Consider the following 14,793-nt stretch of genomic DNA (forward strand, 5'->3'; position numbering starts at 1 on the left):
TCTCGCGGGGCGCGCTGCCCCGGAGCCGATGGCACGAACACCTCACCCGTCGCCGGGACGCACGAAGGCCCGGCCCCTTCCGGGACCGGGCCCTCCACCGCGAGGTGAGCGGCGCCGTCGGGCAGGAGGAGCTCCAGCCGACGGCGCGCCACCCCGCGGACGGCGTCAGCGCTGGACGGTCAGCTCCAGCCCCTCGCCCTCGGCGACCGACCGGTCGACGACGATCGTGTCGCCGTCCGCGACCTCGCCCGCCAGGAGCTTGCGCGCCAGGCGGTCGCCGATCTCGCGCTGCACCAGGCGGCGCAGCGGGCGCGCCCCGTACGCCGGGTCGAAGCCCTCGAGCGCGAGCCACTCGCGCGCGGCGGGCGTGACCTCGAGCGTGAGGCGACGGTCCGCGAGGCGCTCGCCGAGCCGGTCGACCGCGATGTCCACGATCCGCCCCAGCTCGTCGAGGTTCAGCGGGTCGAAGATCACGACGTCGTCGAGCCGGTTGATGAACTCCGGCTTGAAGTTCGACCGGACCGCCGACATGACGGCCTCGCGCTTGGCCGCGTCGTCGAGCATGGGGTCCACGAGGAACTGCGAACCCAGGTTCGACGTCAGCACCAGGATGACGTTGCGGAAGTCGACCGTGCGGCCCTGGCCGTCGGTCAACCGGCCGTCGTCGAGCACCTGCAGCAGGATGTCGAACACCTCGGGGTGCGCCTTCTCGACCTCGTCGAGCAGCACGACCGAGTACGGCCTGCGCCGCACGGCCTCGGTGAGCTGGCCGCCCTCCTCGTAGCCGACGTACCCCGGAGGGGCACCGACCAGGCGTGCGACGCTGTGCTTCTCGCTGTACTCCGACATGTCGATGCGCACCATGGCGCGCTCGTCGTCGAACAAGAAGTCCGCGAGCGCCTTCGCGAGCTCGGTCTTGCCGACGCCCGTGGGGCCGAGGAACAGGAACGAGCCCGTGGGGCGGTCGGGGTCGGCGACGCCCGCACGAGAACGCCGTACGGCGTCCGAGACCGCCGCGACCGCTGCCTTCTGGCCGATCAGTCGCTTGCCGATCACGTCCTCCATGTGGAGGAGCTTCTCGGACTCGCCCTGGAGCATGCGGCCCGCGGGGATGCCGGTCCACGCGGAGACGACCTCGGCGATCTCGTCCGCGCCGACCTTGTCGGCGATCATGGGCGCCTGCGGCGCGGTGGCGGACTCGTCGCTGTCGATCGACGCCTCCTCCTGCTCGGCGGCCTGGAGCTGCTCCTGGAGCTGCGGGATCTCGCCGTACTGGATGCGGCCCGCGGTCTCGAGGTCACCCTCACGGATGGCCCGCTCGACCTGGACGCGCAGCTCGTCGAGCTTGGCGCGCAGGTCGCCGACGCGGTTGTGGCCCGCCTTCTCGGCGTCCCAGCGCGCGGTCAGCGCGGACAGCTCCTCGCGACGGTCCGCGAGGTCGGCGCGCAGCTTCTCGAGGCGCTCGCGCGAGGCGGGGTCGTCGGACTCCGAGAGCACGACCTCCTCCATCTCCAGGCGCGTGACGGCGCGCTGGAGCTCGTCGATCTCGATGGGCGAGGAGTCGAGCTCCATGCGCAGGCGCGACGCGGCCTCGTCGACCAGGTCGATCGCCTTGTCGGGGAGCTGGCGGCCCGTGATGTAGCGGTCGGACAGCGCGGCGGCGGCCACGAGCGCCGAGTCGGCGATCGTCACCTTGTGGTGCGCCTCGTAGCGCTCCTTGAGTCCGCGCAGGATCGCGACCGTGTCCTCGACCGAGGGCTCGCCCACGAAGACCTGCTGGAAACGGCGCTCGAGGGCGGGGTCCTTCTCGATGTGCTCGCGGTACTCGTCGAGGGTCGTCGCTCCGACCAGGCGCAGCTCGCCGCGGGCGAGCATGGGCTTGAGCATGTTGCCCGCGTCCATGGCGCCCTCGCCGCCCGCACCCGCACCGACGACCGTGTGGAGCTCGTCGATGAACGTCACGACCTCGCCGTCGGAGGACTTGATCTCCTCCAGGACGGCCTTGAGGCGCTCCTCGAACTCGCCGCGGTACTTGGCGCCCGCGACCATGGCCGCGAGGTCGAGCGAGATGAGCTTCTTGCCCTTGAGCGAGTCGGGGACGTCGCCCGCGACGATGCGCTGGGCCAACCCCTCGACGACGGCCGTCTTGCCGACGCCGGGCTCACCGATCAGGACGGGGTTGTTCTTGGTGCGGCGCGAGAGGACCTGCACGACGCGGCGGATCTCCGAGTCGCGCCCGATCACGGGGTCGAGCTTGCCCTCGGCCGCGGCCGCGGTGAGGTCCTGGCCGTACTGCTCGAGCGCCTTGTAGGTCCCCTCGGGGTTGGGGCTCGTCACGCGGCCCGAGCCACGGACCGCGGGCAGCGCGGAGCGCAGCGCGTCGGCGCTCGCCCCGGCGTCGCCGAGGATCTGCGCGGCGGGCGAGGAGCCCGCGGCGATCCCGATGAGCAGGTGCTCGGTCGAGACGTACTCGTCCCCCATGCCCTGGGCCTCCTTCGAGGCCAGGTCGAGCGCGGCGGACGTGCTGCGCGACGCGGTGGGCTGGGCGACGGCCGAGCCGCTCGCGGTGGGCAGCGCGACGAGGGCCGCGCGCACCTTCTGGCCGATCGCCTGGGCGTTCGCGCCCACGGCGTCGAGCAGCCCGACGGCGACTCCCCCCTCCTGCGTGAGGAGCGCGGCGAGGAGGTGGACGGGTTCGAGCTGGGGGTTGCCGGCGGCCGAGGCGGTCTGGATGGCCTCGCCGATGGCCTGCTGGGACATGGTGGTGAACTTGGTGTCCATGGGGTCTCCGGATACTTCAGGGTCTGGGTCTACCTGGAACAACAGGGCCTGACTTGAGCCTATTCCACTCAACTCTGTCCGTCATGTCAGCCATGCGGCGTCAGGTCCGGGTACCAACGGGTGGCACCCCCTTCTCACCGACGTCGATCCACGGGATGCTGTGGGGCGTGAAGACACGACGGCTCGAACCTCCTGCCACCATCGCACCGGACCACACCGACCGCACCACGGCGCCGGACGGTGGCCCGCGATGAGCATCCTGCTCCTCCTCGTCCTCGCCGTCGTCCTGGTCGGTCTCGTCGTGATCGGCGTCGTCGCGTGGCTCCTGCTGCGCCCCAAGAAGGTGCCCGCGCCGCAGCCCTACGGGTACGGCGCACCGGTCGACGGCTACCCGGGGCAGGCGCCGGCCGGGTACCCCGGCCAGCCCGCGCCGAACGGGTACCCGGGCCACGCCGTCCCGCCCGCCCAGCCCCACGTGGTCCCGAGCGGGCAGCCGCCGTACCAGGCGTACCAGGCGTACCCCGCGCAGCCACCGGCACCGCCCCAGGGCGCCGGGCACCCGTACGGCCCGCCGAGCGCCCCGCCCGCCCCGCCCGCTCCGGCCGCCTCGTCCGGCGCCCCCGTCGCGCCCGCCCAGACGTGGACCGCGCAGGTCACCGACCCCGGGACCGAGCAGGTGGACGACTCGGAGATGGACGAGTCGACCCGCCTTCGGGAGGACGTGCGCCCCGCCCCGCCCGCAGCACCCCCGGCTCCCCCGGTCCCGCCGTCGCCCCCGACAGGCCTCGCCCCGCCCGCCTGAGCCACGGCACGTCCGGTCAGGGCGAGCGACACCCAGGGATCACGCTCGCTCTGACAGGCCCTCCCCCGCAGTGGACAATGGCGGCACCGCGGCACCGCCCGAGTCCGCGCGCGAAGGGCAGCACCATGACGCACGGTTGGCAGCAGGACGTCCTCGGACCCGACTGGGTCGCCCGCACGCTCGACCTCCCCGGTGGCGACACGGCCACGCTCGTCCGCAAGGCGACGAGCCCGGAGGGCGCGCGACGCCGCCGGGCCGTGCTGTACGTCCACGGGTTCGTCGACTACTTCTTCCAGACCCACCTGGGCGACGCCTTCGAGGAGCACGGCTACGCGTTCTACGCGGTCGACCTGCGCGGGTACGGCCGGTCGCTCGCGCACTGGACCGAGGCCGGCAAGGACCCCAACATGGTCGACGACCTGAGCCTCTACGCCCAGGACCTCGACGCGGCAGCCGCCGTGATCCGGGCCGAGGGGCACGACGAGCTCGTGGTCGTCGGACACTCGACGGGCGGCCTCGTCACGAGCCTGTGGGCCAACGCCCGCCCCGGCAAGGTGGCTGCGCTCGTCCTCAACAGCCCGTGGTTCGACCTCAACTCGTCCTGGTTCGACCGTGTGATCTCCACCCGGGTGATCGACGTCGTCGGGCGCTTCGCCCCGCGGCTCGTGGTGGGCTCGCTCGACGACGCCTACGGGCAGGCCCTGCACACCGGGACCGGCGGCGAGTGGACCTACGAGCTCGGCTGGAAGCCGCACGAGGGCTTCCCCGCGCGGGCAGGCTGGGCGCGCGCGATCCGGCGCGGGCACGCGCAGATCGCTCGCGGTCTGCACGTCCAGTGCCCCGTGCTCGTCCTGACCTCGACACGGTCCGGGCCGAACAAGGGCTGGCATCCCGAGGTCGTCACGACCGACAGCGTGCTCGACGTCCAGCACATCAAGGACCGAGCGCCCGGGCTGGGCGACGACGTGACGCTCGTCGAGATCGAGGGCGGCGCGCACGACCTCGTGCTGTCCCCCGAGCCGGCCCGGACGGCGTTCCTCGACGAGGTCTTCGCGTGGCTCGACGAGCGGCTGCCGGGCTGACCGGCCCGGCGCCGTAGAGCGACGCGCATCGCCCTACGGGACCGCTGGGGCCGACGACACCGACGGCACCAGGGACGGCTCGCTCGCCGGGGACACCGAGATCACGGCCCCCGCGATCACGGGCGCCGCGGTCGCCCGGCGCTCGAGCGCGTCGATGCGCTCGGCGACCACGTGCTCGTCGTCGTCCCCCACGAGGTCGACGCTCGCGACCAGGTACAGCGACCGCGGCCCGACGAACTCGAGGCGCAGGTACGTGACCCGGTCGACCTCGGGGTCGGCGAGCAGCTCGCGGAGCACCGCGTCACGTGTCCCGACCCCCGCGGGCTCGCCCACGAGGAAGCGCCGGTTGCGATCGATGAGGATCCACGAGATGACACCGAGGATCAGGCCGACGACGATCGAGCCGATCGCGTCGGGCACGGGCGACCCCGTGACCTGGTGCAGGAAGATGCCGACGAAGGCCACCACGAGGCCCATGAGCGCTGCGGCGTCCTCGGCGAACACGGCCCGCAACGTCGGGTCGGACGTGACAAGGACGTGCTGGAGCAGGTCGCGCTCGGCCTTCTTCGCCTCCTTGCGGGCCTGCCGGTTCGCCTGGAGGAACGAGACCCCCTCGAGGACGAACGCGACGCCGAGCACCGCGTACGCGATCCCGAAGTCGTCCGCGGGCTCGGGGTGGACGAGCTCCTGGATGCCGTGCGTGATCGAGACACCCGCACCCACCGCGAACAGCCCGAGCGCCGCGAACATCGACCACACGTACGCCTCGCGCCCGAACCCTAGCGGGTGGTCGTGGTCAGCGGGCTTGCGCGACCGCTTGTTCGCGAGCAGCAGGAACACCTCGTTGCCCGTGTCGGCCCACGAGTGCACGGCCTCGGCGACCATGGAGGCCGAGCCGGTGAGCACCGCGGCGGCCGACTTCGCGACCGCGATGAGGAGGTTCGCGCCGAACGCGACGATCACCGTGAGCGCGCTCTCGGCGTGCTCCTCGGTCTTCACGACGCGCGGGCTGTCGGCCACAGGCCGCGTGGGGGGCTGCGCACGGGGCGACGAGGTCATGTAGCGGGTCTATCACCGGACCCGTCGCCACGCGCGGGGACGCATCGCCCTCGGCGGGCGCGGCCGTCACCCTCGGCGGGTTCCGGCGTCACCCTCGGCGGGCCCCTTGCCGTCCGCCTTCTCGCGGTCCGCGACGTCCTTCTCGCGGTCCGCCGCCTCCTGGTCCGCCGTGAGGTCGTCGAGCACGAGCAGGTCGGGGCGGACCTTCCCGGTCCGGTAGCCCGCACGGCCCACCATGTGCGCGGCGACGGGCGACGTCATGAGCTGGAAGATCACGACGAGCACGAGCATGCCCACGGCCGACCAGCTCCGCAGCCGCAGCCCGAGCGCGATCAGCACGAGGATCAGTCCCAGCACCTGCGGCTTGGTCGCGGCGTGCATGCGCGCGAGCAGGTCCGGGAACCGCACGACGCCCACACCGGCGGCGAACGCGAGGAACGCCCCGCACAGCAGGAAGATCGCGGCGACGACGTCGGCCACCAGGGTCCAGCTCATGAGCGTGCCTCCTCGGGTCCGGTCGAGCCGCCGACCTCGGGGGCCGCGGCCTCCTCGACCTCGTGCAGCGCGTCGGGCTCGTGCTCCGCGCCGTGCTCGGGGTCGGCGGCCTTGTCCTGCTCGCCCTCTTCGGCCGCGAGGCGTTCGGCCTCCTCGGCGGCGATCTCCTCGCGGGTCTTGATGCGCCCTTCGCCCTCGGGCTCGACGGACGCGAACCGCGCGATGGTCACGGACCCGACGAAGCCCACGAGCGAGAGGACGACGAGGATCGGGATGGTCTCGGTGCGCCGGGACCAGGCGGCCTCGAGCGCGATGGTGCCGACGAGCGTCGTCGTGAAGACGTCGAGCGCGATGGTGCGGTCGAGCATCGACGGGCCCTTCTCGGCCCGGACGACGGCGAGCGTCGCAGCCGAGGCGAGGAGCACGGCGCAGACGAGGACGACGACGATCATCGCTGCCCCTCCCCTCGGTCGGTACGACGTTCGGTCCGGCGAGCGGCGCCGTCGGCCCCGGGTGCCCCGGGTGCCCCGGTGGTCCCGCCCGACGCCGTCGCGCCCGCGGGCTCGGGAGTCTCGCCCGGGTGGTGGTACAGCCCAGCGGCCTTGAGCTCGTCGTTGGACGCGAACGCGCGCAGCACGCGGGCCTCGAGGTCGAGCGTGTCCTGACGGACCTTGTCCGCGCCGCCTGCGGCGTCGAGGTCGAGCACGTGCAGGTACAGCATCCCCGTGAGGCGGTGCGCCTCGATGACGAGCGAGCCGGGCACGAGCGAGCTGAGCTCGGACGTGATGGTCATGTAGATGTCCGAGGGGTTGCGCAGGCGCACGCCGACCACGGCCCCGTGCGGGGTGTGGCGCAGCTTGAACGCCTGCATGCTCACCTGGAAGGACGCGACCACGAGGTCGGCGACGAACCGGGCGACGAGCACGAGCAGGGGCCAGGGGCGCACGGTGCCGCTCGTCGCGATGGACGGCAGCGGCATGAACGTGATGAGCAGGCTCGCGAGGAGGATCCCCGCGAGGACGTTGCCCCACGACAGCTCGCCCCACAGCATGACCCACACGACGGTCAGCCAGACGACGGTGCGCCACTGCGCGGTGAGGCGCCCGAACCAGCCGCCCGCGAGCGGGCCTCTACGACGGTGCAGGCTCATGACCCCTCACCTCCCTGCTCCTCCTCGACGAGGTCGCTCGAGACCCCTTGCCCGCGACCGGAGTCGTCGGGGAAGACCGCGTCGACGTAGGTCGAGGGCTGCATGAGGTTCCCGGCGGCCCTCTCGGCGTACGAGTACAGCGGCCCGGCGGCGAACGTGAGGGCCAGGCCGAAGGCGACGAGCGCCGTCGTCGGCCCGACCATGCCGCGCGGCGTGCCGGTCGACGGCAGCTCGACCGGGGCCGTCTGCCAGAACGCCTTGTTCCACGCCTTCACGATCGCGTAGAGCGTCAGCAGCGACGTCACGACGCTGCCCACGACGAGCGCCCACGTGAGCGGCGTGCCCTGGGCGACGCCCTCCTGGAGCAGCCCGACCTTGCCGAGGAAGCCCGACAGCGGCGGGATGCCCGCGAGGTTCATCGCGGGGATGAAGAACAGGATCGCGAGCCCCGGGGCGATCTTCGCGAGACCGCCCAGCTTGTCCAGGGACGTGGAGCCGCCTCGCCGCTCGATGAGCCCGACCACGAGGAACAGCGTGGTCTGGACGGTGATGTGGTGCACGACGTAGAAGATCGACGCCGCCATCCCGGCCTCCGACGCCATCGAGATGCCGAAGATCATGTACCCGATGTGGCTGACGAGCGTGAACGACAGCAGACGTTTGATGTCGTTCTGCGCCACGGCACCCAGGATGCCGATGACCATGGTCAGCAGCGCGAGCCACATGAGGACCGTGTCGAGCCGGTTGTCCGGGAACAGCAGCGTCTGGGTGCGGATGATCGCGTAGACGCCGACCTTGGTCAGCAACCCCGCGAACACGGCCGTGACGGGCGCGGGCGCCGTCGGGTACGAGTCCGGGAGCCAGGCCGAGAGCGGGAAGATCGCCGCCTTGATCCCGAACGCGAGCAGCAGCAGGAGCTGGAGCGTCATGCGGACCCCGGGGTCCACGTCGGGCAGGCGCTCGGCGAGCTGGGCCAGGTTGACCGTGCCCGTCGCGGCGTAGGTGAGCGCGATCGCGACGAGGAAGATCACGGACGACAGGAGTGCGACGACCACGTAGATCGACCCTGCGCGGATGCGTTCGCCCGTCCCGCCCAGGGTCAGCAGGACGTACGACGCCGCGAGCAGGATCTCGAAGCCCACGTAGAGGTTGAACAGGTCGCCCGAGAGGAACGCGTTCGCGACCCCCGCGGCAAGGACCAGGTAGGTCGGGTGGTAGATCGAGACGGGTGCTTTGTCGTGCCCGTCCGCGACGCCCTGCCCCAGCGAGTAGAGCAGGACGCACAGCAGCACGAAGCTCGACACCGTGAGCATGAGCGCCGAGAGCCGGTCGGCGACCAGGTCGATGCCGACAGGGGCGGCCCACTCCCCGACGTCGACCACGATGGGGCCGTTGTCCGCCCCGACGAGCAGACCGATGGAGGCCGCCAGCACCAGGGACAGCGCGGCGACGGAGATGATGTGCTGGGCGCGCGGGTGGCGCCAGAGCGCGAGCGCGAGGCCCGCCGCGAACAGCGGCAGGACCACGGGCAGCGGGACGAGGGTCGCGAAGCCGTAGGTGAGGTTCATCGGCCCTCACCTCCTCCGGTGCCGGGCCTGCCCGACGCCGGGGCGTCCTTCTCGCTCGGACGCTCGCCGCGGGAGTCGGTCTCCCCGTCCCCGTCGCCGTCGGTCTCGTCGAACACCTGCGAGGCCTCGTCGTCCAGGGTCTCTCCGCTCTCCTCGGTGTCGGAGTCCTCGAAGGCCGGGGCGTTGCGCGCAGCGTGGCGCGCGACCCGGCGGTCCTCGAGGTCGTCCTGCACCTCGTCGTGACCGTGCAGCTGCCACGACCGGTAGGCCATGGCGAGCACGAAGGCCGTGAGGCCCAGGGTGATGACGATGGCCGTCAGCACCATCGCCTGGACGAGCGGGTCGCTCATCTGGTCAGGGGGCGTCGTCCCGATGAGGGGTGCGCCCCCGGCACGCCCACCGGCGACGAGGAACATGAGGTTCGCGCCGTTGCCGATGAGGATGAACCCGATCAGCACGCGGGTCAGGCTGCGCTCGAGGAGCAGGTAGACACCGGTCGCGAACAGCACGCCGATCGCGAGCACGAGGATCAGGCTCGGGGTCATGTCGATGCTGTCGGTGGTCCGCGCCACGTCGGCGGGGTCGACGTCCGCGGCGGGCAGCAGGAGCGGCGCGAGCAGGTGGTTCGTCAGGCTCATCGTCGCCCCCCTCCGATCTGGTCCGGTTCCATCGCTTCCATGGGTCCTGCGTCCTCCCGGGCGGAGGCTTCGGCCTGCCGGTCGATCTCTGCGCCGAGGGTGCGCAGGATGTCGAGCACCAGGCCCACGACGACGAGGAACACCCCGACGTCGAAGAACAGGGACGTGACCAGGTGGACGGTCCCGATGAGCGGCAGGCTGATGTCGATCGCGGTGCTCAGCAGGACGCTCTTGCCCATGAACAGGCCGATCAGCCCGACCCCGACGGACAGGAACAGCCCGGTGCCGAGCAGCAGGCCCGGGTGGACCGGCGCGGCCTCGCCGAGCTCGTACCGCCCGCCGGCGAGGTATCGCACGATGAGCGCGATCCCGACGACGAGCCCGGCCGCGAACCCGCCACCGGGTGCGTTGTGCCCCGAGAACAGCAGGAAGATCGCGAACACGATCATCGAGTGGAAGAGCACGCGCGTGACGACCTCGAAGATGACCGACCGTCGCTGCGGGGCGAGCGTCCGCCCGGCGCTGAGCCACACGAGCATGCGCGGCTGCTTGCCCGCCTCGGTGGCCTGGTCGACCCCGCGACGGCGCAGCGCGGCCCCTGGGTCCTCCTCGTTGGCCCAGATGCCAGGGGTGGCGCCCCCCGACGACGTCGCGTTGCGCTCGCGCAGGATCTCGCCGCTGCGGGTGCGCAGGAACACGAGCGACGCGACGCCGGTCGCCGCGACCAGCAGCACCGAGATCTCGCCCATGGTGTCCCACGCACGGATGTCCACGAGCGTCACGTTGACGATGTTCTTGCCGTAGCCGTGGATGAAGGCCTCGGCCGGGAAGTCGAGCGAGATGGGGCTCGCGACGCGTGCGAGCGGCACCGTCAGGGCGAAGCCCATCATGACGACGCCCACCGCGACGCCCAGCCCCAGGCGTACCCACCGCGACGCGACGAGCGGGCGGTTGGAGAAGTAGGGAGGCAGGCGGCGCAGCACGAGCACCATGACGACGAGCGTGATGGTCTCGACCAGGACCTGGGTCAGCGCGAGGTCCGGAGCACCGTGGAGCAGGAACAGCATCGCGTTGCCGTACCCGGCGATCCCGACGAGGATCACGGCCTTGAGGCGGCGACGGGACCGGGCGGCGAGGATCGACGCGACGCAGATGGCGGCCACCGCGGCGACCTGCGCCGGGCGGTCCCAGGGCTTGACCTGCTCGGGCCACTGCCCGCCGATGAACATCAGCAGACCGGGCCCGGCGACCAGGACGACGAGGATCGCACCGAGGTAGAACGGCAGCGAACCACGCTGGGTGACCGCGGTGACGTCGGCCGCGAAGTCGTCGAGGCGGCGCATGATCCGCCGGTACGTGCGGTCGGCCTCGGGGCCCGTCCACAGGGACGCCTGGAACCGCTCGACCGCGTTGCGCTGCCAGAACAGCACGGCACCGACCCCGAGGATCAGGACCGTGAGCCCCAGGGCAGGGGTGAAGCCCGCCCAGAGGACCAGGTGGCCCGGCTCGCCGACCGGGTACGTGTCGGCGTAGGGCGCGAGCAGGTCCTCGCCGAAGTGCGGCACCAGGGCCGTCGCGAGTCCGAGGAGGGCCAGCACCAGGGCCGGCCACACGAGGAGCGCCGGCTGCCGGTGGATGCGCGCGGGGTCGATCGGGGCGTCGTCGGGCGCGAGTCCCGGGCCGCGCTGCGTGGCGGCCGCCGGCGGCGTGGGCGAGCCCTGCGCCGCCGCGTCCTTGGTGACGGCGTCGACCCGGACGTGCTCGTTGGCACGAGCCACCGCCGCGGCGACGTGCCGCTTGGTCGCGAACGCTCCCCAGAAGAACCGCACCCCGTACGCGACCGTGAACATCGAGCCCACGACCACGCCGATCAGCACGACCGTGTTCACCCAGGCCGGCCCCTCGCCGTGCAGGAGCGACTCGAGCGCGGCCTCCTTCGCGACGTACCCCGCGAGCGGGGGCAGGCCGATCATGGACGCGGTCGCGAGCCCGCCGGCGAGCGCGGTCAGGGGCAGCGCGCGCCCGACGCCCGTCAACCGGCGCAGGTCGCGGGTACCCGTCGCGGCGTCGACCACGCCGACCACGAGGAAGAGCGACGCCTTGAACATGGCGTGCGCGCCGATCATCGCGAGGCCCGCGAGCGCGGCGGACCGCGTCCCGAGGCCCACGAGCAGGACGATCAGGCCGAGCTGGCTCACGGTGCCGAACGCCAGGACGAGCTTGAGGTCGTGCTGGCGCAGCGCCCGGTAGCCACCCAGGAGCAGCGTGCCGACGCCCAGGACGATGACGATCGTGCGCCAGACCGTGGTGTCGGAGTACGCGGGGGCGAAGCGCGCGACGAGGTAGACACCGGCCTTGACCATGGCCGCGGCGTGCAGGTAGGCGCTGACCGGGGTGGGCGCGGCCATGGCCGCGGGGAGCCAGAAGTGCAGCGGGATGAGCGCGGCCTTGCTCGCCGCACCGGCCAGGAGACAGACGATCGCCGCGGTCACGGCGCCCCCCGTCGGCGGGTCCGCGATGATCTCCGAGAGGCGGAACGTCCCTCCCTGGACCCCCAGGATCACGACGCCCACGAGCATCGCCAGACCACCGGCCGTGGTCACGACGATGGCCTGCATCGCGGCGCGCCGGCTCGCCTTCCGGTCCGCGTAGTGACCGATCAGCAGGTAGGAGAAGACGGTCGTGAGCTCCCAGAAGACGAACAGGAGCAGCATGTCGTCGGACGTGACGAGGCCGACCATGGCTCCCGCGAACGCGGTGAGCACGGCCCCGAAGCGGCCGAGTCCCGAGGCGGTGGGAGAGAAGTAGGCCGAGCAGTACACGAGGACCAGCGCGCCCACGCCACCGACGAGCAGCAGCATGAGCCACGACAGGGTGTCCATGCGGAAGGCGAGCTCGAGCCCCAGGCCGGGCACCCACTGGGTGACCTCGGTGGGGTGCACGCCGTCCATGACGCGCGTGGTCCAGCTGAGGGCGTAGACAGCGGCGGAGGCGGGCGCGAGGGCCATCACCAAGAACGCCTTGCGGCCCAGCACCGACACGAGTGCGGGCGCGCCGAGTGCCATTGCCAGATGCGCAACGAGCAGATAGAGCACGTCCGCTCCGTCCTGGTCGGGGGCGGGTGGGCGAGAACACGGACCGGCCGCGCCGCGCGGACCGACCGTTCCTGCTCGACGGCGCGCAGGTGGAGGACGGCCCGGAGACACACCGGGTCCGGTAGGTATTTTACCGTTCGACGAGGCCCTCAAGACCACGCGACGCCCCGTGCACCGGTGGGAGATGTCACAGGTTCAGCGGGAATGCACCGGCGAGCCACGGTTCGGCCACCGACCGGCACGAGTCACCGGAGGCCGGTTACAGGGCAGGGACCGCCTCGTCGACCGCGCTCGTCCCCCAGGCGTCGAGGCCGCGCAGCGTGCCGTCCCCCAGGCGACGGACCAGGACCTCGGTGTACCGCAGCTCGGCGAGGAGCAGCGCGAGCTCGTACTCGGTCTCGGCGGTGAAGGGGGCCGGGACCTCCTCGACGCGGCGTTCCAGGTCGTCCTCGAGCCGGCTGACGGCGACCCGCAGCGCCACGAGACGGGTGCGCAGGAGGGTGGCGGCGTCGTCGGGCGCGAGGACCTGCATGAAGCTGAGCGCCGCCATGAACTGCGGGAACTCCTTGACCGGGGTCTCGAGCAGGCTGCGCATCCAGTCGTCGACCTCCTCGCGCCCGGCCTCCGTGAGCCGGTAGACGGTCCGCTGGGGCCGGTTCCCGTCCTGCTCCGTGCCCGCGGGCTCGATGAACCCGTCGCGCACCAGTGCCGTGATGACCGAGTAGAGCGAGCCGTAGTTCAGCCGGACGGACTCGTCCTTGCGGCCGTCCTTGAGCACGCGCGCTATCTCGTAGGGGTGCATGGGCTTGTCGCCGAGCTGGGCGAGGACCGCGAGCGCCAACGGGTTCCCGCGGCGGCGGGCCGTGGCCGCGCTGCTGCGCACTGCACCCTCCGACATGCCCACCTCGCCCTGTTCACCCGATTCCTGCCGGCCGGTCGAGGGTATGCGGGGCACGGATGAGAGCGCAACCAACCCTCAGACGTCCTGCGGGTCCACCAGGAAGTCGGCCTCGTCGGCGATCTCCCCGCCCACGGCCGCGTAGAGCGCCCGGGTCACTGTCGCGACAAGCTCGGCAGCACGCTTGCGCGCGATCTTCAGCTCGAACGACGGCACCTCCATCTGCGCCTCGACGAGGTCCCGCGGCTCCCAGCGCACCCGGTACGCGACCGCACCCTGCGACGCCCACGGCAGGTTGCGCAGCAGCAGCGGCAGCTGCTCCTCGCCACCGACCTCGACGGCCACGAGGCCGTCGACGCCCATGTCGATCACGAGCCCGTACCCGTCGAGGATCTTGCCGCTCGTCAGGGCCGCGATGTCGATGTCGTCCGCCTGCGCGTGCAGCGCCCGCCGCAGCTCGGGGTCGAACTTCTCGCCCCGGAACAGCGGCATCTCCCCGATACCCTGCGGCGGCCCCTGGTACGGGCTCCCCTCGGTCGCGAGCACCACGCGGGGGTGCACGGCCCCCACGACGGCCACCGCTGCCTGCGGGTCGAGCCACACGTCCGAGAACACCGACATGTTCACGGCGACGCCCGGGTCCGGGGTCAGGACCACCGCCGGGGACACCGGGTTGCCGGCGTCGACCCGGATCGACCCGCCGAGGCGGCGCGCGACCTCGACGAGCCACGCGATCACACGCTCTTCCTCACGCGTCGGCAACCCGGACGCGAAGGCCCGCCCGACACCGTCGCGGTCTCCACCACCGGGGATCGGGGCGTCACCACGGTCGCGGGGACACACGACGTCAAACACCTGCTCCGTGCCCGGCGGCAGGCCGGGGTTGACCCCGTCTGCCGACCACGGCGAGTACGGTCCGGTCAGCGTCGTGTGCCGCGAGGTGCGCAGGACTCCCGGCTCGCCCGGCCTGGCCGTGCGGGGCGCCGGCGTCAGGGGGTCCGTGCCCGACGGCGCCACGTCCCACCGCGCGCCCGCGAACCTGGACACGGCAAGGGTCTCGACCTCGTCGACCTCGACGTCCCCCGGTAGCGCGAGCAGGTGCCGCGCCTGGTGGGCCTGCGCCGACGACGCGGGGAACGGCTGGAGGGTCGGGCTGGTCGGTTGCGACACGGTGGGTTCGGCCTCTCTGCGGTGACGACGTCCGATCAGGCGGGCTCGGTCGAGC

At 72.3% G+C, this 14,793-nt stretch carries 12 protein-coding genes; 2 read left to right on the forward strand and 10 right to left on the reverse strand.

The window, feature by feature from the left end; all coding sequences use genetic code 11:
* Nucleotides 1–165: 165 nt before the first annotated feature.
* Nucleotides 166–2,781, reverse strand: a complete 2,616-nt coding sequence (gene clpB / locus H9640_RS05880) for an ATP-dependent chaperone ClpB (protein ID WP_191789801.1) — start codon at nt 2,779–2,781, stop codon at nt 166–168.
* A 250-nt stretch (nt 2,782–3,031) separates the two neighbouring features.
* Between clpB and H9640_RS05885 the strand changes: the two genes are divergently transcribed.
* Together H9640_RS05885 and H9640_RS05890 are read left to right on the forward strand one after the other, a co-directional pair.
* Nucleotides 3,032–3,583: a hypothetical protein gene (locus H9640_RS05885; protein WP_191789802.1), complete on the forward strand. Its 552-nt coding sequence runs from the start codon at nt 3,032–3,034 to the stop codon at nt 3,581–3,583.
* Between the two features lie 125 nt (nt 3,584–3,708).
* Nucleotides 3,709–4,665 carry an alpha/beta hydrolase gene (locus tag H9640_RS05890; protein ID WP_191789803.1) on the forward strand — a complete coding sequence of 319 codons (957 nt, stop codon included), beginning with the start codon at nt 3,709–3,711 and terminating at the stop codon, nt 4,663–4,665.
* Nucleotides 4,666–4,698: 33 nt separating this feature from the next.
* Here H9640_RS05890 and H9640_RS05895 read toward each other — a convergent pair whose 3' ends face one another.
* The 9 genes from H9640_RS05895 to H9640_RS05935 form a co-directional block, all read right to left on the reverse strand.
* Complete coding sequence (locus H9640_RS05895) at nt 4,699–5,724, reverse strand: cation diffusion facilitator family transporter (protein ID WP_191789804.1); 1,026 nt, start codon at nt 5,722–5,724, stop codon at nt 4,699–4,701.
* 66 nt (nt 5,725–5,790) lie between these two features.
* Nucleotides 5,791–6,219: a monovalent cation/H(+) antiporter subunit G gene (mnhG, locus tag H9640_RS05900; protein ID WP_191789805.1), complete on the reverse strand. Its 429-nt coding sequence runs from the start codon at nt 6,217–6,219 to the stop codon at nt 5,791–5,793.
* Nucleotides 6,216–6,671, reverse strand: a complete 456-nt coding sequence (locus H9640_RS05905; RefSeq protein ID WP_191789806.1) for a monovalent cation/H+ antiporter complex subunit F — start codon at nt 6,669–6,671, stop codon at nt 6,216–6,218. Before H9640_RS05905 ends, mnhG begins: the two co-directional genes overlap by 4 nt.
* The gene (locus tag H9640_RS05910; protein ID WP_191789807.1) at nt 6,668–7,369 is read right to left on the reverse strand and encodes a Na+/H+ antiporter subunit E; all 702 of its coding nucleotides are present in this window, start codon (nt 7,367–7,369) and stop codon (nt 6,668–6,670) included. Before H9640_RS05910 ends, H9640_RS05905 begins: the two co-directional genes overlap by 4 nt.
* On the reverse strand, nt 7,366–8,937 hold the full coding sequence (locus H9640_RS05915) for a Na+/H+ antiporter subunit D (RefSeq protein WP_138826491.1): 1,572 nt from the start codon (nt 8,935–8,937) through the stop codon (nt 7,366–7,368). The genes H9640_RS05910 and H9640_RS05915 overlap by 4 nt, the downstream gene beginning before the upstream one ends.
* A complete protein-coding gene (locus H9640_RS05920; RefSeq protein ID WP_191790031.1) occupies nt 8,934–9,482 on the reverse strand; it encodes a Na(+)/H(+) antiporter subunit C in 549 nt (182 codons plus the stop codon). The genes H9640_RS05915 and H9640_RS05920 overlap by 4 nt, the downstream gene beginning before the upstream one ends.
* A gap of 89 nt (nt 9,483–9,571) precedes the next feature.
* Nucleotides 9,572–12,670: a Na+/H+ antiporter subunit A gene (locus H9640_RS05925; protein WP_191789808.1), complete on the reverse strand. Its 3,099-nt coding sequence runs from the start codon at nt 12,668–12,670 to the stop codon at nt 9,572–9,574.
* 259 nt (nt 12,671–12,929) lie between these two features.
* Entirely contained in the window at nt 12,930–13,568 is a 639-nt protein-coding gene (locus tag H9640_RS05930; protein ID WP_191789809.1) for a PadR family transcriptional regulator, read from the reverse strand.
* A gap of 78 nt (nt 13,569–13,646) precedes the next feature.
* Nucleotides 13,647–14,738 carry a hypothetical protein gene (locus H9640_RS05935; protein ID WP_191789810.1) on the reverse strand — a complete coding sequence of 364 codons (1,092 nt, stop codon included), beginning with the start codon at nt 14,736–14,738 and terminating at the stop codon, nt 13,647–13,649.
* Nucleotides 14,739–14,793 lie beyond the last annotated feature (55 nt).

The sequence above is a fragment of the Oerskovia gallyi genome (assembly GCF_014836745.1).
GTDB lineage: Bacteria > Actinomycetota > Actinomycetes > Actinomycetales > Cellulomonadaceae > Oerskovia > Oerskovia paurometabola.